The sequence below is a fragment of the Paracidovorax sp. genome (assembly GCF_057642795.1).
Genome location: NZ_JBXYZY010000003.1, coordinates 189065 through 211945, shown reverse-complemented (window position 1 = coordinate 211945; position 22881 = coordinate 189065). Strand labels below are relative to the sequence as shown.

At 70.8% G+C, this 22881-nt stretch carries 21 protein-coding genes and 1 riboswitch; of the genes, 5 read left to right on the top strand and 16 right to left on the bottom strand.

The features are described from left to right. Positions 1–117: 117 nt before the first annotated feature. Both AC3A84_RS04795 and murJ read right to left on the bottom strand, forming a co-directional pair. Positions 118–984, bottom strand: coding sequence for a SirB1 family protein (locus AC3A84_RS04795; RefSeq protein WP_487968504.1), 867 nt, complete (start codon positions 982–984; stop codon positions 118–120). 54 nt (positions 985–1038) lie between these two features. Then, on the bottom strand, positions 1039–2604 hold the full coding sequence (gene murJ / locus AC3A84_RS04790; RefSeq protein ID WP_487968503.1) for a murein biosynthesis integral membrane protein MurJ: 1566 nt from the start codon (positions 2602–2604) through the stop codon (positions 1039–1041). A gap of 120 nt (positions 2605–2724) precedes the next feature. Between murJ and rpsT the strand changes: the two genes are divergently transcribed. Beyond that, complete coding sequence (gene rpsT / locus AC3A84_RS04785) at positions 2725–3024, top strand: 30S ribosomal protein S20 (protein ID WP_092940402.1); 300 nt, start codon at positions 2725–2727, stop codon at positions 3022–3024. A gap of 320 nt (positions 3025–3344) precedes the next feature. After that, the gene (mqo, locus tag AC3A84_RS04780) at positions 3345–5051 is read left to right on the top strand and encodes a malate dehydrogenase (quinone) (RefSeq protein WP_487968502.1); all 1707 of its coding nucleotides are present in this window, start codon (positions 3345–3347) and stop codon (positions 5049–5051) included. Between the two features lie 97 nt (positions 5052–5148). On the opposite strand, the gene AC3A84_RS04775 is transcribed toward mqo, so the two are convergent. The 4 genes from AC3A84_RS04775 to budC all read right to left on the bottom strand — a co-directional run bounded on the left by AC3A84_RS04775 (position 5149) and on the right by budC (position 9429). Beyond that, complete coding sequence (locus AC3A84_RS04775; RefSeq protein ID WP_487968501.1) at positions 5149–5637, bottom strand: DUF4174 domain-containing protein; 489 nt, start codon at positions 5635–5637, stop codon at positions 5149–5151. Between the two features lie 145 nt (positions 5638–5782). After that, entirely contained in the window at positions 5783–6835 is a 1053-nt protein-coding gene (gene cobT / locus AC3A84_RS04770; protein WP_487968500.1) for a nicotinate-nucleotide--dimethylbenzimidazole phosphoribosyltransferase, read from the bottom strand. An 82-nt stretch (positions 6836–6917) separates the two neighbouring features. Continuing rightward, positions 6918–8432 (bottom strand): cobyric acid synthase, encoded by a 1515-nt coding sequence (locus AC3A84_RS04765; RefSeq protein WP_487968499.1) that lies wholly within the window; start codon positions 8430–8432, stop codon positions 6918–6920. A gap of 169 nt (positions 8433–8601) precedes the next feature. Beyond that, on the bottom strand, positions 8602–9429 hold the full coding sequence (gene budC, locus AC3A84_RS04760) for a meso-2,3-butanediol dehydrogenase (RefSeq protein WP_487968498.1): 828 nt from the start codon (positions 9427–9429) through the stop codon (positions 8602–8604). A 370-nt stretch (positions 9430–9799) separates the two neighbouring features. Between budC and AC3A84_RS04755 the strand changes: the two genes are divergently transcribed. Then, positions 9800–10945, top strand: coding sequence for a porin (locus tag AC3A84_RS04755; protein WP_487968497.1), 1146 nt, complete (start codon positions 9800–9802; stop codon positions 10943–10945). Between the two features lie 9 nt (positions 10946–10954). Here the strand turns inward: AC3A84_RS04755 and AC3A84_RS04750 are convergent, their stop codons facing one another. The 10 genes from AC3A84_RS04750 to AC3A84_RS04705 all read right to left on the bottom strand — a co-directional run bounded on the left by AC3A84_RS04750 (position 10955) and on the right by AC3A84_RS04705 (position 21619). After that, positions 10955–12004, bottom strand: a complete 1050-nt coding sequence (locus AC3A84_RS04750) for an aminotransferase class I/II-fold pyridoxal phosphate-dependent enzyme (RefSeq protein ID WP_487968496.1) — start codon at positions 12002–12004, stop codon at positions 10955–10957. A 5-nt stretch (positions 12005–12009) separates the two neighbouring features. Next, entirely contained in the window at positions 12010–13002 is a 993-nt protein-coding gene (gene cbiB / locus AC3A84_RS04745; RefSeq protein WP_487968495.1) for an adenosylcobinamide-phosphate synthase CbiB, read from the bottom strand. Next, positions 12995–13747, bottom strand: a complete 753-nt coding sequence (gene bluB / locus AC3A84_RS04740; RefSeq protein ID WP_487968508.1) for a 5,6-dimethylbenzimidazole synthase — start codon at positions 13745–13747, stop codon at positions 12995–12997. Before bluB ends, cbiB begins: the two co-directional genes overlap by 8 nt. A 35-nt stretch (positions 13748–13782) precedes the next feature. Further along, entirely contained in the window at positions 13783–14352 is a 570-nt protein-coding gene (gene cobO, locus AC3A84_RS04735) for a cob(I)yrinic acid a,c-diamide adenosyltransferase (RefSeq protein ID WP_487968494.1), read from the bottom strand. Positions 14353–14419: 67 nt separating this feature from the next. Beyond that, positions 14420–15214 (bottom strand): ABC transporter ATP-binding protein, encoded by a 795-nt coding sequence (locus AC3A84_RS04730; RefSeq protein WP_487968493.1) that lies wholly within the window; start codon positions 15212–15214, stop codon positions 14420–14422. Beyond that, entirely contained in the window at positions 15211–16248 is a 1038-nt protein-coding gene (locus tag AC3A84_RS04725) for a FecCD family ABC transporter permease (RefSeq protein ID WP_487968492.1), read from the bottom strand. The genes AC3A84_RS04730 and AC3A84_RS04725 overlap by 4 nt, the downstream gene beginning before the upstream one ends. After that, on the bottom strand, positions 16245–17129 hold the full coding sequence (locus tag AC3A84_RS04720; RefSeq protein ID WP_487968491.1) for an ABC transporter substrate-binding protein: 885 nt from the start codon (positions 17127–17129) through the stop codon (positions 16245–16247). The genes AC3A84_RS04725 and AC3A84_RS04720 overlap by 4 nt, the downstream gene beginning before the upstream one ends. Before the next feature lie 598 nt (positions 17130–17727). Beyond that, the gene (locus tag AC3A84_RS04715) at positions 17728–18327 is read right to left on the bottom strand and encodes a bifunctional adenosylcobinamide kinase/adenosylcobinamide-phosphate guanylyltransferase (protein ID WP_487968490.1); all 600 of its coding nucleotides are present in this window, start codon (positions 18325–18327) and stop codon (positions 17728–17730) included. Continuing rightward, positions 18324–19769, bottom strand: coding sequence for a cobyrinic acid a,c-diamide synthase CobB (locus AC3A84_RS04710; protein ID WP_487968489.1), 1446 nt, complete (start codon positions 19767–19769; stop codon positions 18324–18326). The genes AC3A84_RS04715 and AC3A84_RS04710 overlap by 4 nt, the downstream gene beginning before the upstream one ends. Then, positions 19754–21619 carry a TonB-dependent receptor domain-containing protein gene (locus AC3A84_RS04705; RefSeq protein ID WP_487968488.1) on the bottom strand — a complete coding sequence of 622 codons (1866 nt, stop codon included), beginning with the start codon at positions 21617–21619 and terminating at the stop codon, positions 19754–19756. Before AC3A84_RS04705 ends, AC3A84_RS04710 begins: the two co-directional genes overlap by 16 nt. A gap of 94 nt (positions 21620–21713) precedes the next feature. Continuing rightward, positions 21714–22000, bottom strand: a riboswitch (cobalamin riboswitch). Between the two features lie 34 nt (positions 22001–22034). Between AC3A84_RS04705 and AC3A84_RS04700 the strand changes: the two genes are divergently transcribed. After that, positions 22035–22256 carry a DUF904 domain-containing protein gene (locus AC3A84_RS04700; protein WP_487968487.1) on the top strand — a complete coding sequence of 74 codons (222 nt, stop codon included), beginning with the start codon at positions 22035–22037 and terminating at the stop codon, positions 22254–22256. Next, a complete protein-coding gene (locus AC3A84_RS04695; RefSeq protein ID WP_487968486.1) occupies positions 22253–22648 on the top strand; it encodes a cell division protein ZapA in 396 nt (131 codons plus the stop codon). Before AC3A84_RS04700 ends, AC3A84_RS04695 begins: the two co-directional genes overlap by 4 nt. Positions 22649–22881 lie beyond the last annotated feature (233 nt).

Here is a 22881-nt window from a genome sequence, read left to right as displayed (position 1 = left end):
CTGCGCTGGCTTCGGCTGCGCCCCCGCGTGCCGCCGCCCCCGCGGCAAAGAGCGAGGACGACTGGGAAACGTTCTGACGCGCCCGCGCCCGGATGCCTCGGCCCGGCCCCGTGAACTTCAGTGGGACCCGGGTTGGCCGCGGCGCAGCATGCCGACCCGCTCGGCGATGCGATCGGTGTCCGTCCCGTGCTCCGCGCGTGCCAGATAGGTTTCCAGATCGTCCAGCGCCTGCCGGGTGTTGCCCTGCTCCGCATGGGCCAGGCCCCGGTCGCGCCATTCGGCCCAGGCCTCGGGCAGCAGCAACAGCAGGCGGTTCTGCACGGCGATCAGCCGCGCCCAGTCCTGCTGGGAACGGTGGATTTCCTTGAGATTGCGCAACATGCGCGCCAGGATGTCGCGCGCCGGCGCCGCCTGCAGGTAAAGGCCCAGCGGCACCTCGTCGTCCGCATCGCGCTGAGGCCCGCCATTGCGCTGGAAAGGTTCGAGCCGCTCGCTCAGGTCTTCACGCGATAGCGACTGCCCTGTCATCGGGTCCATCACCACCTGGCCGTTGGGCAGCAGCACCTTGAGCATGAAATGGCCCGGAAACGCGACGCCGTACGCCTGCAGGCCCAGGCCCTGGGCGAGCTCCAGCCAGAGCACGGCCAGCGAGATGGGAATGCCTCGCCGCGTGCGCAGCACGGCATTCAGATAGCTGTTGTCGGGGTCGTAGTAGTTGTTGAGATTGCCGGCGAAGCCCAGGTCGCTGAAGAAGAACTGGTTGAGCGTGCGCAGGCGCTGCAGCGCGGATGCATCAGCTGGCAGGCGCCGCTGCACGCGGGCCTGGAGCTGATCGACGTCGCCCAGCAGCTGCTGCACGTCCAGCTCGGGGTATTCGTCGTGCGCAATCGCGGCGGCGGCCTCCAGCAGCGGAATCTCTTCGCCCTCCTGCACCAGGGCAGCGAAATATTCGAGCGGGGTCGGAAGGTCGTAGCGAAGGGGCATGGCGAGGGTTGTACGGTCAGCGCAGCGGCAGCGTCAAGCCCGACGGGGCCTGCGTCATCGCCGCAGGAGTTCCTTCAGCCGCAGGCCCGAAGCAGCCAGCGCGCCGAAATACAGCACCGCCGCCCCCGCCAGCCAGAGTGCAAGCAGGCCAGCGCGCCGCCCCCCCTGGGCTCGCAGGGCCAGCCAGTCGAAATGCTGGGAGCCCCAGGCGAGGAAGATCGCCAGCAGCGCACTGGCGGCCACGACCTGCAGCGAGAACTTGTACCAGCCCGGCGCGGGCCGGTAGCTGCCGCGCCGGCGCAGCCCTATCAACAGCCACAGCGCGTTCAGCAACGCCCCCAGGCCGATCGACAGCGCCAGCCCAGCGTGCGCGAGCCAGGGCACGAAGGCCAGATTGAGCAGCTGCGTACAGATCAGCACCGCGATGGCGATGCGCACCGGCGTGCGGATATCCTGGCTGGCGTAGTAACCCGGCGCCAGTACCTTGATGGCCACCAGCCCCAGCAGGCCCACGCCATAGCCGGCCAGCGCCAGCGCGATCTGGCCCACGTCGCGATCCTGCAGCGCGCCGTGGTGGAACAGCGTGGCCACCAGCGGTTCGGCGAAGGTAAGCAGCGCCACGCCGCTGGGCACGGCCAGCAGCACGACGATGCGCAAGCCCCAGTCGAGCATGGAGGAATAGCGTTCGGCATCGCCCGCCGCCTTGGCGGCCGACAGCTGCGGCGTGAGCACCACGCCCAGGGCCACGCCCAGCAGCGCGGTCGGGAACTCCATCAGCCGGTCGGCATAGAACAGCCAGGTGACGCTGCCCGGCGCCAGGTACGAGGCGATCTGCGTATTGATCATGAGCGAGATCTGCGCCACACCCACGCCCAGCAGGGCCGGCGCCATGAGGCGCAGGATCTGCCGCACGGCCGGATCGGCCAGCGCGACGCGCACACCGCTCCAGGTGACGGCGATGCGCGGCAGCAGCCTGAGCCGGTGCAGCGCGGGCAGCTGCAGCGCCAGCTGCAGCACGCCACCGGCCATCACGCCGGCCGCCATGGCGTAGATGGGTTCGATGCCGCGCGCGGCGAACTGCGGCGCCACGAACCACGCCGCCAGGATCATGCAGACATTGAGCAGCACCGGCGTGGCGGCCGGCACCGCGAAACGCTTCCAGGTGTTGAGCACGCCGGCTGACAAGGCCACCAACGACATGAAGCCGATATAGGGGAACATCCAGCGCGTCATCAGGACCGCCGCGTCGTAGGCGCCGCCATCCTGCCGCAGGCCGCTGGCCAGCAGCCACACCAGGAGCGGCGCGCCCAGCACGCCCAGCACGCAGGTCAGCAACAGGGCCCAGAAGAGCACTGTGGCCACGTGCGCGACGAGCGCGCGCGTGGGCTCTTCGCCCAGGCGTGCCTTGTGGCCGGCGAGCACCGGCACGAAGGCCTGGCTGAATGCGCCCTCGGCGAACAGACGGCGGAACAGGTTGGGGATGCGGAAGGCGACGTTGAAGGCGTCGGTGAGCGCGTTGGCACCGAACATCGACGCCATGAGCAGGTCGCGCGCCAGGCCCGTCACGCGGGAGGCCAGGGTCAGCAGCGAAACGGTGGAGGCAGATTTGAGCAGGGACACAGGGCGCGAGTGTATGCGCTCAAAGGCTCAGCCCGAGGGCGGGCAGCCCTCCGCCGGTGGGCTGGGCTATAATCGCCGGCTTTGCTGACAACATCCGCAGACATTTAAGGAATCCATACCATGGCATCTGCCAAGCCCAAGAAAAAGAACCCCCGTCTGGCGTCTGGCCGCAAGCGCGCCCGCCAGGACGTCAAGCTGAACGCCGCCAACACCTCGCTGCGTTCCAAGTACCGCACCGCCGTCAAGAATGTCGAGAAGGCCGTCGTGGCCGGCGACAAGACGAAGGCCACCGAACTGTTTGCGAAGATGCAAGCCGTTGTCGACACCATCGCCGACAAGGGCATCTTCCACAAGAACAAGGCTGCTCGCGACAAGAGCCGCCTGTCCGCCAAGGTGAAAGCCCTGGCCCTGGCCGCCTGACCCTTCAGGCAAACAGCCCGGGCGGCCCTGCCGCCCGCCGTTTGTAACGGGTGCGCTGTCAGCAAAGAAAAACGGAAAACCGCCTTCGGGCGGTTTTTTCGTTGGTGCCTCCTTTCACCCCCGGGGGGGAGGAAAGTGCGAACCCCAGTCAACTGCCGAAAAAAATCACGGGCAAGCTCCGCATTAGTACCAATTGACTATCGTCAAAACTTCGTCGTTTAGGCAAAATCGCGCGCTCACAAAGGCTCGTGTTGTCGCGCCTCCGAAGAAGCCTGCACGCGCTGCCTGCAGGCTTTTTTTCACTTTGCCTGGAAGAAGTCATGAAGAAGTCGATCAAAGCCGTACTGGCCGCCCTGGGCGTGCTGGTTCTGGCCACGGTACTGTTTTTGTTTTGGCCGCTATTCCCCCGCTCCGTGCCGGCCGCGGAGAACGACAAGCCCGTCGATGTCGTGATGATCGGCGCGGGCGTGATGAGCACGACGCTCGCCACCTACCTGCAAGAGTTGCAGCCGGACTGGAAGATCGAAGTCTTCGAACGCCTGGACGGTGTGGCGCTGGAAAGCTCCAACGGATGGAACAATGCCGGCACAGGCCATTCGGGCTTCGCCGAGCTGAACTACACGCCTGAACTGCCCGACGGCTCCATTGAAACCAAGCGTGCCGTGGGCATCGCGGAGCAATTCGAAGTGACGCGCCAGTTCTGGGCCCACCAGATCGCTCGCGGCCACATGCAGCAGCCCCAGACCTTCGTGAACCCCACGCCGCACATGAGCTTCGTGTGGGGCGACGCGAACATCGAATACCTGAAGAAGCGCCATGCCGCGCTGACCAAGAATCCTCTCTTCTACGGCATGGAGTTCTCACAGGACCAGGCCAAGATCAAGGAATGGGCGCCGCTGCTCATCGAAGGGCGCGACCCCGCCCAGAAGGTGGCTGCCACGTACATGCCCATCGGCACCGACGTGAACTACGGCGTGGTGACCAACCAGCTGATGCAGAGCCTGCAAAAGAGCTCCAACTTCACGCTGAAGCTGCAGCATGAAGTGCGCGCGCTGCGCCAGAACGACGACAAGACCTGGAACGTGACCGTAGCCGACCTGGCCGACGGCGCCAAGGAAAAGACCGTGAAGGCGAAGTTCGTCTTCGTCGGCGCGGGCGGTGCGGCACTGAAGATGCTGCAGGCCTCGGGCATCCCCGAGTCGCGCAACTACGCCGGCTTCCCGGTGGGCGGTGAATGGCTGGCCATCGAAAACCCCGCCATCACCGCGCGCCACGATGTCAAGGCCTACGGCAAGGCGGCCGAAGGCTCGCCGCCGATGTCGGTGCCCCACCTGGACGCCCGCAAGCTCGACGGCAAGGACGTGGTGCTGTTCGGCCCCTTTGCGCTGCAATCCACCAAGTTCCTCAAGCAGGGCTCCTGGTTCGACCTGTTCTCCTCGATCAACCACGACAACATCGGCGGCATGCTGCGCGTGGGCATCCACAACCTGGATCTGGTGAAGTATCTGGTGCAGCAGGCAGCGCTCACCGACGAAGACCGCCAGCAGGCAGTGAAGGAGTACTTCCCGAACATCAAGCGCGAAGACTGGCGCCTGGCCGTGGCCGGCCAGCGCGTGCAGGTCATCAAGCGCGACCCCAAGGAAGGCGCCGTGCTGCAGTTCGGCACCGAGATCGTGACCGACAAGGACGGCACCATCGCGGCGCTGCTGGGCGCATCTCCGGGCGCCTCCACCGCGCCGCACATCATGATCAACCTGCTGACCAAGGCATTCCCGGCGCAGATGACCGACGCGGGCTGGAAGCCGCGCCTGAAGGAAATCGTGCCCTCCTACGGCCGCAAGATCAACGAGTCGCCCGAGGTGACCAACGAGATTCGCCGCATGACCAGCACGGCGCTGCATCTGCCCTACCTCGAAGTGCCGGCCGACGTGGCCACGCGCGCACCGGCCATCGCCGCCCCGGCCAAGGCACCGGCCGCGCCCGCAGCCAACGGCGGTGCGCTGAACAAGGAAATGCAGGCACTTTGATGGCTTGAGAGGCGGGCCCTCCAAGCTCGCCGCGCCAAAGAAACGACGCCCCGCCCTGCCTCATGGCAGCGCGGGGCGTCGTGTTTTGGGCCCCAGTTCAGTCCTGCCGCTGGCTGCGGCGCATGGGCATGCGGTCGATCTCCTCGAAGACGGCCTGCAGATCGACACCGGCGCCCTCGCGCAGCTTCACGCCGCCGTCCTTGCCCACCAGCACGAAGGCCGCCGGGCCCCGCGCATCGAGTGCCAGCGCCTGCAGCAGCGCGCGGGTCTCGCCCGCCGCCAGCGGCACGCCGTTGCGTGCTCCATTCCCGGCCACCACGGTGTAGAGCGCCATGTCGCGCTCGCGGAAGGCCTCGCGCGTGGCGGTTTCATCCAGCGCGCCGCGCAGCCGGGCCAGCAGTGGGTCACCCTCCTGCGGCACGACGACGATCACCGGGCGCGTCTTCCAGCGCTCGCCCTCCAGCGGGTTGGCGCGGGACTGCGGCGGGCCGCCTGCGAAGGCGCTGCAGGCTAAGGCGGCCAGGCCCAGAGCCGCAGCAGCGGCGGCCGCGGTACGAATCAAGGAAGGACGGTGCAGAAAGCTCATGCCGCCAGTGTCTTCAGGCGGCGGCATGGCAGACGTCGGACATCTTCCGCAAAGCGGCGGACGAACGGCAGACGAGCGGCGGCATTCCGCTACTGATTTGATAGCCACATACCCACATCGCGCCTGCGCAGCGGGCGGTTTTTCCTCAAACCGGGCCGGCCACGCCCGCCGATTCGAAGCTCGCCATCTCGCGCAGCACGGCGCAGGCCGAGACCAGCAGCGGCCAGGCCAGCGCAGCACCGGAGCCTTCGCCCAACCGCAGGCCCAGGTCCAGCAGCGGATCGGCCTGCAGGTGCTGCAGCATCAGCGCATGGCCGCGCTCGCCCGAGCGGTGCGAGAACACGCAGCGCTGCAGCACACGCGGCTGCAGCCGGCTCGCGACCAGCACGGCGGCGCTGGTGATGAAGCCGTCCACCACGATGACGCGGCGCTGGGCCGCGGCCTCCAGCACGGCGCCGGCCAGCGTGGCGATCTCCAGGCCGCCCAGGGCCGCGAGCGCGTCCATGGGTTCCGTGGCGCCGGCGTTCGCGTCCAGCGCCTGCTGCAGCACGGCGCGCTTGCGGGCGATGCCGGCATCGTCCAGGCCGGTCCCCGCGCCCGTGCATTCGTCCAGGCCCACGCCGCACAGGCGCGCCAGCAGCAGCGCGGCGGCCGAGGTGTTGCCGATGCCCATCTCGCCCAGCAGCAGCGCGTTACCGGGCAGCGAGCGCACCACGGCGCGGCCGTTGGCGATGGCTTGGGCGCACTGCGTGGCCGTCATGGCGGGGCCGGCCGATGCATCGGCCGTACCGGCCGCCACACGGCAGGCGATCAGGCGCGGCTCGCCCGGCACGTGGCGGCGCGGTGCGAATTCACGCGCCACGCCGCAGTCGGCCACCGTCAGTGCCAGGCCGTGCTGGCGCGCCAGCACGCTCACCGCCGCGCCGCCGGAGAGGAAGTTGGCGACCATCTGCCAGGTCACGTCGCTGGGGTAGGCCGAAACGCCGCGCGCCGCCAGGCCATGGTCGGCCGCGCAGACCAGCATCTGCGGCTGGTCGAGCACGGGCGCTTCGGTGCCCAGGATGAGGCCGATGCGCAGGGCCAGGGCCTCCAGCCGGCCCAGGGAGCCCAGCGGCTTGGTCTTCTGGTCGAGGCGGTGCTGCAGGCGGGCGGCGAGCGCCGCATCGTCGATGTCTGCGAGGGTGTCGGTGGAACGCATATCGTGGGGGTAGGAGAAGGTGAAAGCGGCAGCGCAGGCAGGGGGCGGCGCTACCGAAAACGAAACTGCATGCCCTGAAGGATCACGCGCGGCTGCCCTTGGTTCCGGGTGCGGCGAGGCAGTCCAGCACGCCCGGCGCGAACCAGTCGTCCAGACCCGCAGCCAGGCGGTCGAAGACCGTGTCCAGCGTGGGCGCCGCGGCACCGAACAGGGCGCGCAGGGCCTGCGGATCTTCGAAGAGGCCGTGCAGGTAGAGGCCCAGCACGTTGCCCTGGGTGTTCTGCCAGGCGAGACCCGGGATGACCTCCCGCGCCACATCGCCCGCCGCCGCCATGGCCGGGTGCTGCGCCGTCTGGCCGTGGTGGATTTCATAGCCCGCCACCGCCACGCCGGCCAGCGCCTGCCAGGCGCCCTGCACGGCACCGAAGGCCGTGCGCGTGTGTCGCACGGTCTTGTCGGCAGCGAAGGCGGTGACCAGGGGCAGGAGGCCAAGGCCGGGGGCGTTGCCGTCCACGCCATGCGTGTCGATCAGCGCCTCGCCCAGCATCTGCAGGCCGCCGCACACGCCCAGCACGCGGCCGCCGCGCGCCGCATGGGCGGCGATGGCCGCATCCAGGCCCTGGGCGCGCAGCCAGGCCAGGTCGGCCGCCGTGGCCTTGGAGCCGGGCAGCACGACCCAGTCGGCGCCGCCCAGGTCGGCCGGGGAGCGCGCCCAGAGCAGGCGCACACCGGGCACGCCCTTGAGCGGCTGGAATTCATCGAGGTTGCTGAGGCGCGGATAGGCCACCACCGCCACCGTGGTGTGCAGCGCGCCCTGGGCGCCGGCGGCCGGGGTGTGGCGGGCGGCATCGTCGAACACGCCGTCTTCCTCGGGCAGGCCGTGGCCCCACTGCATGGGCACGGTGGCCACCACGGGCACGCCGGTGCGCTCACGCAGCATCTCGGGCGCGGGCGCGAGCAGGGCCGCGTCGCCCCGGAACTTGTTGAGCACGAAGCCGTGGATCAGCGCCTGCTCTTCGGGCGGCAGCAGCGCCCAGGTGCCGTAGAGGTGGGCAAAAGCGCCGCCACGGTCGATGTCGGCCACCAGCAGGCAGCGGGCGCCGGAATGCCGGGCCACGCGCATGTTGACCACGTCGCTGGCATGCAGGTTGATCTCGGCCGGCGAACCCGCACCCTCGATCACCACCACGTCGTTCTCCGCGCGCAGCGCGTCCAGCGCGGCGGCGATCTGCGGCCACACGCGGGCGCTGCGGCCGCGCCACGGCAGGGCCGACAGTTCGGCACTGACCTGGCCCAGCAGCACGACCTGGCTGCGCGTGTCGGCCTCGGGCTTGAGCAGCAGCGGGTTCATGCGCACCTCGGGCGCGGTGCGCGCGGCCAGTGCCTGGAAGTACTGCGCGCTGCCGATCTCGCCCCAGGTGCCGGCGGCCGCTCCATCGCTGGAGGCCACTACGCGGGCGTTGTTGCTCATGTTCTGCGCCTTGAACGGCGCGACCTTCAGCCCCTGGTTGCTGTACCAGCGGCAGAGCGCCGTGGTGAGCCAGCTCTTGCCCGCTCCGCTGGACGTGCCCAGCACCATCACGCAACGCGCGGCCATGTCAGAAAGCCCCGGCGCGGCGCAAGGCCCGCGTTGAAAGGGAAGGAAGCGAGGGGTCGGCGGGCAGGCAGGCGTTCACGGGCGATGTTCAGGAGGCGCGCAGGCAGAGCCCGCCATTGTCACTGCTGGCGGCCCTACGCCTCGCTGCCCGCGCCCCGAACGTGCCGGCTCAGGCTTGGGAGGGCTGGCCGTTGGAGGCCGACACGCCGCCATCGACCGGCAGGACGACTCCGGTGACGAAGCGCGCATCCTCGCGCGCCAGGAAGACGATGACGGCGGCGATCTCTTCGGGCTCCGCGCCCCGGCCCAGCGGAATGCGCTCGGCGAACTTGGCCAGCAGTTCGGGGTTGCTCTTGATGTCTTGCGTCATGCCGGTGAAGGTGAGGCTGGGCGCCACCGCGTTCACGCGCACGCCGTCCTTGCCGTGGTCCAGCGCCAGGGCGCGAGTGAAGTTGGAGACCGCGCCCTTGGAGGTGTTGTAGAAGCTCATATCCCAGTCACCGCCCAGGCCCGACACCGACGAGGTGTTGACGATGCAGCCGCGCGAGCGGATGAGGTGCGGCAGCGCGGCGCGCGCGCCGTGGAACACGCCCGACACGTTGGTGGCCAGCACGCGGTGCCAGTCCTCGAGGCTGGCCTCGGTGGCCTTGCCCTGCACGGCGATGCCGGCGTTGTTGACCATCACGTCGAGCCGGCCGAAGCGCTTGACGGTGGCCTCGATCAGCGCCTGCACGGCCTCCCACTGCGACACGTCGGCCGGGTGGGCCAGCGTGCGGTCTTCGGGCAGATCGGCGCGGGTGGCGGCGAGCTTGTCGTCGCTCAGGTCGGCGATGGCGACCATCGCGCCTTCCTGCGAAAAGCGCCGCGCGGTGGCCGCGCCGATGCCGGAGCCCGCGCCGGTCACGATGACGACCTTGCCGGCGAAGCGCTGCGCGGCCAGCAGTGCCGCGGACGGGAAATCGGTGGGGTGGGTGGACGAGGTGGATGCAGAGCTCATGGTGGCGGTTCCTGTCGAAAAACGGTGGGACGGGTGCCGGCCAGGGCGGCGCCTTGGCGGGCGTGGACGCTCCATCCTCTGCGGGCCATGCCCCGCCATGCGGCCGACAGCTCCTCATCGGGCTGTCAGCCACCGCGCCATGGCGGCGTGCGCGCGGGCAGCGCTGCTGGGCGCCGCACGCCTTCGCCCCACCCTCGCGCATACCCTGAAAGCATTCGATCAGCGAACGACCACGCGCGATCATCGTTCGCAACGGCTGCGCGCTGGATTGTGGGCAGATGTATCCGGCTGTTAGCTTCCCGACCCGGGCGGCCCGGCCCTGCCCGGCATGCCGACATCCATAACGACATCACAACGCAAGGAGCACCGAATGACACCCTTTTCCCCCCGGCCCGCACGCCGCCTGCCCTGGATCGCCCTGGCCGCGCTGGGCGCCGCCTGCAGCGCCCACGCCCAGCAGGCCGCCAGCTCCAGCGTCACGCTCTACGGCAGCATCGACCAGTACCTGAACTACATGCACAGCAGCTCCGGCGCCACGGTCAAGAGCCTGGAAGACGGCGCCCTGCTGCGCAGCCGCATCGGCGTGCGCGGCAGCGAAGACCTGGGCGGCGGCTATGCGGCCAAGTTCAACCTGGAAGGCGGCCTCAGCGCCGACACCGGCGCCAGCGCCGACAGTTCGCGCTTCTTCGACCGGCAGTCGTGGGTGGGCGTAGCCACGCCCGTAGGCGAATTCCGCCTCGGCCGCCAGAACGGCCCCATCCTCACGCGCGGCGGCTACATCGACTTCACCACGCGCACGCTGGGCTCCATGGTCAACAACTTCGGCGTGCCCTCGCGCTACGACAACGACATCGCCTACCTCTCGCCGCGCATCGGCGGCGTGGCCGGCGAGGTGCACTTCGCGCTGCCCGAAGTGCCGGGCAGCGTGGCGCGCCAGTCGGTGATCCAGGGTGCCGTGGACTACATCAACGACTACATGCGCCTGGGCTACATCGGCCTGCGCGGCAGCGCCCCCGCCAACGCGCCCTTCCCGCGCGACGTGGTGTACGACAACCTGTTCGCCAACTGGATGTACGGCAAGGGCACGGTCTATCTGACCTACGTGCGCAGCAACAACAGCACGGCCAACGCCGTCAGCAACAACGCCGGCAGCATCCTGGGCAACGTGGGCGGCGTGGTCGCGGGCACCAACCCCGACGTGAACCGCTTCTACCGCATCTGGCAGGTCTCGGCCGACTACCAGGTCACCGCCAAGCTGCGCGTGGGCGCGCTCTGGGGCCGCATCGAAGACACCTCCGGCAGCGGCCGCAACGCCAACGGCGGCGCCATCGGCGCCTACTACGACCTCTCCAAGCGCACCACGCTGATCGCCCTGGTGGACACGCTGCGCAACGGCGCCAACGGCGGCTTCCGCCCCTCTGGCTCGGCAGGGCTCAAGACCAACTTCGGCACGCCGAACGACGTCAACGGCCGCAGCATCAACGGCGTGCAGCTGGGTGTGCTGCACCGGTTCTGATCGCAGCGATCAGCGGGCGGCCACCAGCCACGCCGCCCGCAGCGCCGCCTGCGATGCCGCCCGCAGCGCCGCCTGCGATGCCGGCGGCAGCACGCCCAGCCGCACGCAGCCGGGCAGTCCGAAAGATGCACAGTCGCGCAGCTTGATGCCCTGGGCGCGCAGGGCGGCCAGCAGCGCCGGCACGTCGTGCGCGCAGGCCTGCGGCAGGCGGGCGGTGAAGTAGTTGGCCAGGCTGCCGGGCAGCACGGCCCAGCCGAGTGCTGCGCAGAGCGCGGCCTGCGCGGCCTTCCATTCCCCCAGCGTGCTGCGGGTGGCGGCCAGCCATTGCTGGGTGGCCGGATCGGCCCAGGCCTGGAGCAGCGCGACGCCATGCGCGCCCAGCGGCCACGAGGGGGCCAGGCGCTGCAGCGCCGCGGCATCGGCCGCTGCGGCATCGCCTTCCGGCGCGATGGCATAGGCGGCGCGCACGCCCGTGAGGCCCAGGGCCTTGTTGGGCGTCCAGAGCTGCCAGGCGCGGGGCGGACAGGGGCGCGGGGTGGCGTGCAGGCTCAAGGGGCGGTAGGCGCAGTCGATCACCTGCCAGCCTGCGGCAGGGGTACCGCCATCGGCATCCAGCGCCGGATCGGTGCGGCCCAGCGGGCTGGAGGGCTCGCAGGCCCAGTGCAACACGGGGCCGGCATTCCGTTGCGCGTCGCCCTGCCCCGCACGCTCCACGCGCAGCCCCCAGGCCTGGGCGGCGCGGGCGTAGTCGCCATAGCTGTGCGCGGGCAGCAGCGCGGCCTGCACGCCGCGCTGGGCCGCCAGGGCCGTGACGCGGTGGATGAATTCGCTGGCGCTGGCGGCGATCACGATGCGTTCTGGCGCCACGCCGTGGAAGGCGCCCAGGCGCTCGCGCAGCGCGGTATAGGCCGGATCGGGGTAGCGCACGGCATCGGCCGCCTGCAGCGCGGCCAGGGCCTGCGGACTGGGGCCGCACGCGTTGGCGTTGGTGGAAAAGTCGTGCAGCGGCACGCCCAGGGCGTCGGGGCCGCCGTGTTCGGGGGACGTATCTGGCGTCACCGTTTTCACAGAAATCTCGCTATCAAGAAGATAGCTATCAGCGCAAGCGGGACAAGCGCCAGCACCACATTCGACGCCCAATGCGCGGCCTGGTGCGTGTCGGTGGGGCCGGCAGCGCGGCCGGCCGCGTTCAGCACATAGGCGCCGGGCTTGCCCAGCCGCACGCCCAGCGCCAGCGCCATGGCGGCCATGGGCCAGCCGCTGTTGGGCGAGGGGGTCTGGCGCGCCTGCTCCGCCAGCTGCGGCCAGCGGGCGCGCGGCAGCGGGCTGCGTGCCAGCGCCCACAGCAACGCAGCGGTGAGCCGGGCGGGCAGCCACGAGAGCACGTCGTCGGCCCGCGCTGCCCATTTGCCGGCCCATTGCCACCAGCGCCCGCCGCGCTGGCCGGGGTAGCCCCACATGGCGTCGGCGGTGTTGGCGAAGCGGTAAAGCGCAGCGCCTGGCAGGCCCAACAGCGCGAACCAGAAGAGCGGCGCGACCACGGAATCGTTGAGGTTCTCGGCCAGCGACTCGATGGCGGATTCGCGCACCTGCACCGCGTCCAGCGCGGCCACGTCGCGGCTGACCAGGCGCGAGAGGCGCAGGCGGCCCGCGTCGAGCGATTGCGCGAGTGCCGCCTCCACGGCCAGCACCTCGCCACGCAGCATGCGCCAGGCCAGCAAAGGCTTGAGCAGCAGGCCGATGAGCAGCGCCGCACCCCAGGCCGGCGCATGGCGCAGCAGGGCCCATTGCAGGCCCCAGGCCGCTATGGTCACGATAGCGGCCAGCGCGCACCAGGCCATGGCTGCGAGCCCAAAAGCCTTCAAGTCACGGCCCGGCGGCGCGTGGGCGGCCTCGGGCGCCACGCGCTCGCCGGCCCACTGCAGCGCGTTGCCCATCCAGACGACGGGGTGGCAGCGCACGGGCGGCTCGCCCAGCAGGCGGTCGATCAGCAGGGCCACGGGCACGGCGGCGGCCAGCGCCCAGGCGGTGTGGGCGGCGTAACCCGCGTCAGCCATGGCCGGCACCCTCCTCCTGGGCCGGCGCGGCTTCTTCGCCGGGGCCGGCCTGCAGCCAGGGCGCAGGCGCGCCCCAGGTGCCCTCGAACACCACCGAGGCCAGCGGCGCGCGGCGCGCCCAGCGTTCGCGCTGCAGCATGGGCTCTTCGTAGAAGCCCTGCACCGGCCCCAGCGAGATCAGCGCCACGGCCTGCGCGCCGGCCGGCAGGCCCAGCAGCGTGCCGACCTCATCCGGGTCGAACATGGAGACCCAGCCCATGCCCAGCCCCTCGGCGCGGGCGGCCAGCCACAGGTTCTGGATGGCGCAGGAGACCGAAGCCAGGTCCATCTGCGGCAACGTGCGCCGGCCGAAGACATGGGCCTCGCGCCCATCGGCCAGGGCCACGGCCAGCAGCTCGGCTGCGTCGCACAGGCCCTCGACCTTCAGGCGCATGAAGGCATCGCGCCGCTGGCCCAGGGCGTCGGCGGTGCGCTGGCGCTCCGCTTCCACGGCCGCCTGCAGGCGCCTACGCAGCGCCGCATCGGCCACGCGGATGAAGCGCCAGGGCTGCATGAAGCCCACGCTGGGCGCGTGGTGCGCGGCGGCCAGCAGGCGCGAGAGCACCTCGGGCGCGACCTGCCCGCCCGCGAAGTGGCGCATGTCGCGCCGCTCGCGGATGGCACGGTAGATGGCGGCGCGGTCGGCGGCGCTGTAGGCCGTGCTGGCGGTGGCGTCTGCAGGGGTGGTCGGTTCAGGCATGGGCATCAAGGTGCGCTCGGGCACGCGGTCGTTGGTCTCCATCAGTCCTCGATGCCGCGCTGAGCGGGGACGCCGGCCTGATAGGCATGCTTGACGAGCGCCATTTCGGTCACGGTGTCGGCCAGGTCGATCACTTCCTGCGGGCAGCGCCGGCCGGTGAGCATGACGTGGACATGCCCAGGGCGGGAGCGCAGCGTCTCCAGCACCTCTTCGAGCGGCACCCAGCCGTAGATGAGCGGATAGGTCACCTCGTCGAGCACCACGAGGAAGAAGTCGCCGCCCAGGATGGCCTCGCGCGCGCGCTGCCAGCCGGCGCGGGCCAGGTCGGCGGAATGGTCCAGGTCGCGGCTCTTCCAGGTGAAGCCGTCGCCCAGGCCTTCGATGGGAATGCCGATCTGCTCGAACATGCGGTGTTCGCCGAAGCGCGCCGTGGGCACCTTCATGAACTGGAAGATCTTCACCGCCTTGCCGCGCCCGTGCGCGCGCAGCGCCAGGCCGAAGGCCGACGTGCTCTTGCCCTTGCCGTTGCCGGTGTTGACCAGCACCAGGCCGCGGCGCTCGCCTTCGGGCTTGGCGGATCGTTTTTCGGCGGGTGGGGTTTCGATGTCCATGGGATGGGTCCGGAGTCGGTTGAAGAGAGAGAGAGAAGAGGAAAAAAGGAGCAGACGGAAAGCCGGGCTAGATGCAGGGCAGCGCGATCCACTGCCCTTCCACCTGCCGCACGCGGATGCGATGGTCGAACACGGCCTCCAGCGCGGCATGCGTGGCGGGGTCGGCGCAGTCGCCCTGGTGGCGCACGCGGCCGTCCGCGACGATGACCAGCGCATCGGCCTGCAGCGCCATGGTCACCTCGTGCAGCACGCTGACCACGGTGGCGCCGCCGGCGACGAGCGCGCGCACGATGCGCAGCCAGTCGGCCTGATGCGGCGGGTCCAGGTTGGCCAGGGGCTCGTCCATGAGCAGCACGCCGGCCTGCACGGCCAGCGCCCGCGCCAGCAGCACGCGCTGGCGTTCGCCGCCCGAAAGCTGGGCCAGCGGCCGGTGGCGCCAGTCCCAGGCCTGGGTGGCGCGCAGCGCCCATTCGGTGGCGGCATGGTCGGCAGCGGAAGGCGGCGCCAGCCAGCCCTGGTGCGGCAGGCGGCCCAGCAGGGCCACTTCATAGGCGGGCAGGCCGTCGGCGGCGGCCTCTTCGTTCTGACCCAGCCAGGCCAGCTGGCGGGCACGGGCGCGCGCGGGCAGCTGCGCGATGGGGCGGCCGGCCAGCAGCACCTGGCCTTGCACCTGCACGCCGCCGGCCCCGCTGCGCAGCACGCCGGCCAGCACCTTGAGCAGGGTGGACTTGCCAGCGCCGTTGGGGCCGACCACGGCCGTCCAGCGGCCCGCGGGCAGGTTCAGGTCGATGCCCTGCAGCACCGGGGTGCTGCCGATGCGCACGCCGATCTGGCGGGCGCTGAGAGCGATGGGGTCCTTCATGGCCTTCCGCCCCCCGCCATGGCGCGGCCGCGGTGCATGAGCCACAGCAGATAGCTGCCGCCCAGCGCGGCCGTGAGCACGCCGACGGGCAGCTCCTGCGGCGCCAGCAGCCAGCGCGCCAGGATGTCGGCCGCCAGCAGCAGCACGGCGCCCATCAGCGCCGAGAGCAGCACGTGCCCCCGGTGCGTCACGCGCACCAGGGATCGCACCAGGTGCGGCGAGGCCAGCCCCACGAAGGCGATCAACCCGGTCTGCGCCACGGCCGCGCCGGTCGCCAGCGCCAGCGCGGCGATCAGCCCGGCGCGCAGCGGCACAAGCGGCAGGCCCAGGCTGGCGGCGGTGGCCTCGCCCAGCGTGAGGCCGTCGAGCGCGCGCGCCAGCGACCAGGCGGCGAGCGCGCACACGGCCAGGGCGGCGCCCATCAGCGCGCAGCCCGTCCAGCCGACGAAGCTGGTGCTGCCCAGCGTGAAGGCCTGCATGGCCTGCAGGATGTCGGGCGAAGCCAGCTCCACCAGATCACGCACCGCGCCCAGCACCACGCCCACGATCACGCCGGCCAGCAACAGCCGCAGCGTGTGCTGCACGCCCCGCGCCAGTGCCAGCGTGAGCAGCACCGCCCCGGCCGCGCCGATGAAAGCCATGCCGGTCACGCCCAGCCGCGCCAGCCATGTGGCGCCCGCCGCAGCGGAGGCGCCCATCAGCACCATAGCCAGCGCCCCGCCCAGCGCCGCGCCCGAGGCGCTGCCCAGCAGGTACGGGTCGGCCAGCGGATTGCGAAAGAGCCCTTGCGCGAGGGCGCCCGCCAGCCCCAGCAGCGCGCCAGCCAGCCAGGCGCCCAGCGTGCGCGGCAGGCGGATCTGCGCCACGATCTGCAGCGCCACCGGGTCAGCGTCACGCAGGCGCAGCACGCTGTCGAAGCCGGTGCTGCCCACGCTCGTGCCCAGCAGCGCGAGCACCAGACTGGCGGCCACCAGCGCGCAGGCCAGCAGCCAGGCGCGGCGCCCATTGCCGAACGAGACACCGGCAGCGTTCACGGCGCCTTCTCCGCCAGGCAGCGAGCCATGATGCGCGCCGCATCGGCCATGCGCGGGCCGGGGCGCACCAGTACGTCGGCCTCGTCGGGCCCGAAGACGCAGATGCGGTGGTCGCGCACGGCAGGCAGGCCCTCCCAGCCCGGGTACGGCGTCATCGCCTGCATGCTGCGGTTGCCGATGAGGATCACGTCGGGCCGCGCCCGCACGACGAATTCAGGATTGAGCCGCGGGAATGGCCCCAGGGCCGCCGGCACCACGTTGCGCGCGCCCAGGCGCTGCAGCGTCTCGCCGATGAAGGAGGTCTCGCCCGCCGCATAGGGGCCCCGGCTGACCTCGAAATACACGCGCACGCCGCGCGCCCGCGCCGGCAGCGACTGCGCGGCGGCCTGCACGCCGGCCTCGATCACGCGCCAGAGCCGCTCGGCGCCCTGCTCTGGCGGCACGCCGAGCAGTTGCCCCAGCGTGCCCAGAACGCGGCGCACGTCGGCCTGCGTCTTGGGCTCGAGCGCGACGACCTTGATGCCCAGCGCTTCCAGCCGATCACTGGCGCGCGAGCTGGTGGCCAGCAGCACCACGTCGGGCTTCAGGGCGACGATGGCCTCGATGTTCGGATCGATGCCGCCGCCCACCTGCGGCAGGCGCTGCACGGCGGCGGGCCAGTTGGAATAGCGGTCCACGCCGACGAGGCGCTGGCATTGGTCCAGGGCGCAGACGCTTTCGGTGAGCGAGGGCAGGAGGCTGACGATGCGTTCGGGGGGGCGGGGGAAGGTTTGGGTGCGGCCGCGGGCGTCGGTGATCTGGAGGGGGGCTGCTGCTGCGGGGAGGGAGGCGGCGGCCAGGAGGATCAGGGTGGTCAGAAGGTGGATGAATTTGCGGGGCATGGGGTTCAGGCCTTCTGGATGTTGGTGGGGCTGGCGGTGCGGGCTTCGGCTAGGAGGTTGTTTCCCGGGGATCGGGATGTGCGCCCGACAGCGCACTCACTTTCTTTTGCTTCGCCAAAAGAAAGTAAGCAAAGAAAAGGCGCAGCCAGCAGGGGTGGGAACCCGCACACGGGCCATTGCTTCGCTCGGCCCGCATCGCGCGCGCTTCGCGCTGCGGAGCCTGCAATGCGCAGTGCGCTCCCAGGACTGGGCCGAGCGCAGCGACGGCCCGGCTGTTTCCCCCAACCCTTCTGTGCGTGCCGAGAAGCGCAGGGCGGCGGGTGTGTGCGTGTGCCGAAGGACACACGCACTTCGTGCTCTGACTTGCCGCAGCATGTTTGAACGGAGCGCACGCAGTGCGCGCAGTGAGTTCTGCGGCAGCACCCGCCGACCGAGCATCGCAGGTTGCCCGTAGCGCAGCGGAGGGACACGCACAGTAGGGTCGCCTTTCTTTGGGGTACTTTTCTTTGGCGAAGCAAAGAAAAGTACCTCGCCCGCCGGGGCGAGACCCGGCCCCGGAAAGCAACCACCCAGCACATGCCAAAGCAGCCACCAAGCATCAGGCACCCTTCAAACACAACCCCACACCCGCAACCACCAAAGTCACCCGCTCACACACCTCAGCCACCCGCTGATTCACCCCCCCCAACGCATCCACAAACGCCCTCACCTCCCGCCCCAGCGGAATCACCCCCAAGCCGATCTCATTGCCCACCACGACCACAGGCCCGTCAGCCTGCTGGATCGCTCCTGAAAAGAGAGCGCACTGCCCTTGAAAATCAAGGGCCAGCGTCCGATTCACTTCTACATCAGACAAATCAGCGCCCAACGGCATCAGCCAGTTGGTCACCCAGAGCGTGAGGCAATCCACCACGATCAGCGTGCGCGCATCCGAATGCCTTGCCAGCGCGCCTGCCAGATCGCGGGGCTCTTCCAGCGTGGCCAGGCCCGGCACACGCTCGGCGCGGTCGCGCTGGTGGCGGGCGATGCGTTCGCGCATCTCGTCGTCCCAGGGCTGGCCCGTGGCGATCAACAGGGCCCGGTGATCGGGCGAGTCCTGCAACCACTGGCGGGCCAGCAGTTCGGCGCGGCGCGACTTCCCGCTCTTCTGGCCGCCCAGGATGAATTCGCTGCGGGCGATCGGGGTCTGGGGCGTCATGCGTCAACCGCCGCGCCCAGCAGCCGCGCCGTGGCGCACGGGCTGGAGGCGAACCAGGCGTGGAAATAGCTCGCGTGGATGCTCCCGTGGCGATAGAGCGCCTCGCCCGCGTTCTCGGCCGGCAACTGGCCCGGCCGCGCCGTGCGGGCGATGACCTCGGCCGGGCTGCGGCTGGTGGAGTAGTGGAAGGTGTGGCCGCGCAGCACATCGCCACCTTGGCCGCCTTCGCCTTCCCCTTCACCCCCCGGCAGCTCCAGCTGCTGCGGGCCCAGCGCCGCCAGGCGCGGCTGCATGGTGACCTCGCCGGGCAGCAGGCCCCAGAGCGGCACGCTGCGGCCATCGCGCAGGGTGATCGATTCGAACAAGGCCATCATGCCGCCGCACTCCGCCCACACGGCCCGGCCGGCGGCGACGTGATCGCGCAGGCTCTGCGCCATGCCCTGGTTGGCTGCCAGCGCCTCGGCATGCAGCTCCGGGTACCCGCCGGGCAGCCAGACGGCATCGCAAGCGGGCAGCGCGGCGTCGTGCAGCGGCGAAAAGCGCACCACCCGCGCGCCCATTTCGGCCAGGGTCTGCAGGTTGGCGTGATAGACGAAGCAGAACGCCTCGTCGCCCCCCACGGCCACGGTGCGGCCGGCCAGCAGCGGCGCCGCGATGGCCGCAGTACCGGCCACTTCGGCCGGCACGGAGAAATCGACGCACCAGCGCTCCCAATCGGCGGGCCCCATGCGGCCCAGCGGCGTGTGGCTGGCCAGCGCGTCGGCAGCGGCATCCAGGCGTTGCAGGGCGTCTTCCAGTTCCTGCGCGACGACTAGGCCCAGATGGCGCTCGGGCAGCAGGCGCGGGCCGCTTTCGCCGGCCAGCGTCACGCGCGGCAGCGCGCCCAGCCAGTCGGCCGGGTCGGCGATGCCGCTGCGCAGCAAGCTGGCGTGGCGTTCGGTGGCCACGCGGTTGGCGAGCACGCCGGCCCATGGCAGGCCGGGGCGGTAGTGGCGCAAGCCGTGGGCGATGGCGCCCAGCGTGCCGCCCATGGCCGATGCATCGACCACCGCCAGCACCGGAATGCCGAAGCGCTGGGCCAGGTCGGCCACCGGCCGCTCGCCGTCGAACAGGCCCATCACGCCCTCGATGAGCAGCAGGTCGGCCTCTTGCGCGGCGGCATGCAGGCGGCGCGCGCAGTCGGCCTCGCCGGTCATCCACAGGTCGAGCTGCTGCACCGGCGCGCCACTGGCCAGCTGCAGCCAGTGGGGGTCGAGGAAATCCGGCCCGCACTTGAAGACGCGCACACGCCGGCCCTGGCGCGCATGCAGGCGTGCCAGGGCGGCGGTGACGGTGGTCTTGCCCTGGCCCGAGGCCGGCGCGGCGATGACGATGGCCGGGCAGGAAGCCGTGGCCGCAACGGCATCGCCGGTGATCTCACGCAGGCTCATTGAGGCGCCCATTTCAGTGCCACGTACAGCGTGCGGCCGGCCGTGGCATAGGTGCTGGCCGTCTCGTAGCGCTTGTCGTTCAGGTTGTCCACGCGGGCCAGCAGGGTGAAGTCGCGCGCCACGCGGGTGCTAGCGTAGAGGTTGACCAGCCCGTAGCCGCCCAGCACCTGGACGGCACCACCCGTGTAGTCGTAGCGGCGGCCCGAGGCCTGCAGCTCGGCACCCCAGGCCCAGCCGGCGAACTGCGTGTCGGCCCCCAGCACGGCGTGGTGTTTGGCCCGGCGTGCGAGCTGGCGGTCGCGGGTCAGGTCACGCGGGTCCTGCCAGTCGAAGGAACCGCGCAGGTTGACGGCGGCCAGGCGGTGCGTGGCGGACAGGGTGACGCCGCTGTATTCGGCCCGGCCCACGCTCTCGTAGCAGCCGAAGGCGCTGGCGCAGGTGCCGGTCGCGCCGAAGTTGATGAGGTTGCGCACGCGGTTGCGGTAGGCCACCACGCCCACGCTGCTCGCGCCCTCGGTCCAGCGCAGGCCGGCCTCGACGTTGCGGCCGCTTTCGGGCTGCAGCGTGGCCACGCCGTATTCGCTGAAGCGCTGGTAGAGCGTGGGCGCGCGGAACGAGGTGCCGGCCGACACGGTGGCGCGCCACTGCGGCGTGACGGCGAAGCCGTAGGCCAGGCTACCGGTGGTCTTGCCGCCGAATTCGCTGTCGTCGTCGCGGCGCAGGTGGGCCTGCAGCGAATGCGCCCCCGCGCTGACGCCGTATCCCAGGGCCAGCGCGTTCTGCGAGCGCTTGCCGCGCAGGTCGGTGGTGAAGTCGGTGGCGGGGTTGTGCAGTTCGTCCTCCCGGCGCTCCAGCGCGGCGGTGAAGGTCTGCGTGCCCACGCGCCATTCGTTCTGGAAGAGGTAGTTGCGCAGTGTGGTGTCGGTGAGGTACTGATCCGGTTCCGTGGCATAGCTGCTGCGGGACGCTGTGGCCTGAACACGTGTGGTGTAGGCATCGCTCCAGCGCGCCGTCCAGGTCAGGCCGCCGGTGCGCAGCTGGTGGCGGCTGACGTCGTCGCCCCCCGGCGTGAAGCCGTCGTACTGCGACCACAGGTTGCTGGCCAGGAGCGTGCCGTCGATGCGGTGGCGCGCATCGATCTGCAGCCCCACGCGGGCGTTGCCCGAGGTGCGGCGGTAGCCGTCGTCGTCAGGGTTGGCGGTGGGGATGGGGCCGGCGTTGAAGCCGTCGCTGCGCTCATGCGAGATGCCGAGCGAATAGTCCAGCGCGCCCGCGCCGCCGCTCACGCCGGCCTGGGCCGTGCGTGTGCCGTGGCTGCCCAGGCCGACCTGGGCGTAGGGCGCGGCCGGGCCTTCGCCCTTCTTGGTGAAGAGCTGCACCACGCCGCCGACGGCGTCGGAGCCATAGACGGCGGCCGCCGGGCCGCGCAGCACTTCGATGCGGTCAATCTGCGCCAGCGGGATCTGCTCCCACGGCGAGCCGCCGGTGGTCTGCGTATCGACCCGCACGCCGTCGATATAGACGGCCGTGAAGCGGCTCTCCGCCCCGCGCAGGAAAACGCTGGTGGTGCCGCCGATGCCGCCGCTGCGGGCGAACTCCACCCCCGGCAGGCGTGCCAGCAGGTCGGCCACGCCCACGGCGCCGCTGCGCTCGATGGCGTCACGGTCGAGCACGGAAACGTCGGCCACCAGGTCGGCGAGCGGGCGTTCGGTGCGCGTGGCGGTCACCACGGTCTCGCGCAGCTGGGCGGTGGTGGCGGCTTGCGCCAGCAGGGTCTGGGCAAACGAAAGCGCAGGCCAGGCGGCGCCCAGCAGCAAGGGCAGCGCGGCCAGGCGCGCAGGGATCGAACGATGGGTTTTCATGGGACAAGGGCACAGAGGGAATCACCCTGACCGGCCTCCCCGCCGGTCCTTGGGCATCACGGCCACCCGTACGCCGCCCAGGGGCAGACGATGTGGGGTGGCCACCGTGTTGGCCGGTATCCGGGCTGGCGGCACACATTCCACACGCCTTCCCAGGCGCTTGTTCAACGCGCCCAGTGGCTTCGTGCGTGGATTGGGAAGCGCCCTGTGCCGCTTCGTCGCTGCCGCAGGGCGATTCGTCCGCTGACCGTTGCGGGGGCAGCGCAGGCACGGCGGGCCTGGCGGGAGACGTCTTCACGATCCCGGCGGCGCACCTCCCTGCTTCCCGTTGAACTGCGTCATGCGAACCACGCCGCGAGCACCAACGGCGCGGATTTTACGGCCCTGGCGGCCCAACCCTACAATCCGAGGCTCTATGGCACACACCACCTCCATCGATGAGATCGCCGAGCGGGTCGAGCGGCTGCTGCAGCGGCACGCCGAACTCCAGCGCACCAACACGCTGCTGACGCAGCAGGTGACGGAGCTCACGCGCGAGCGCGACTCGCTCAGGTCGAGACTCAGCGCGGCGCGCGCGCGCGTCGATGCCCTGCTCGACCGCCTGCCCCCTGCCACCGACGCGAAGGACGCCCCATGAAGCAGATCGAGGTCCGCATCCTGCAGCAGAGCTATCTGCTGGTTTGCCCCGAAGGCCACGAGCCGCGCCTGATGGCCGCGGTGGATCGCGTGGACGCGGCCATGACACGCATCCGCGACGCCGGCAAAGTGCGGGCGCGCGAGCGCATTGCCGTGCTGGCCGCAGTGAACATGGCTTTCGAGCTGGGCGACCGCGAGGCCGCAGATCAGGCTGCCGCCAATGAGCGCCCGCCCGCCCCCGGCCAAGGCACGCTGGCGCTCGACGATGCGCAGGCGGGCATCCCAGGCGCCTCGGGCCAGGCGCCGGAACACGCCGCGCAGCAGCAAGAGCGCCTGCAGTCCCTCCTGCAGCGGCTCGACGCAGCGCTGCACGGAGCGCAGCAGCCGGCTTGATCGGCGCCGGGCGGCACGGTCACGCACGCAACGGGCTGCGCGCGCCTTATCGCGCCAATTGCATGCGCATGCAAGCCCTGGCGCTTCGCCAATACAGCCCGATGGGTTTTGCGCCGCCGGCCCATCGCGGCAGGCCTACAATCAAAGCGTCTGCGGTGCTGCTGGGCCTTATATTTCCTTGAACCAATGCTCTCTGAGCAAGGGCTTGGTACATTGCCCGGTGAGCGTGATCA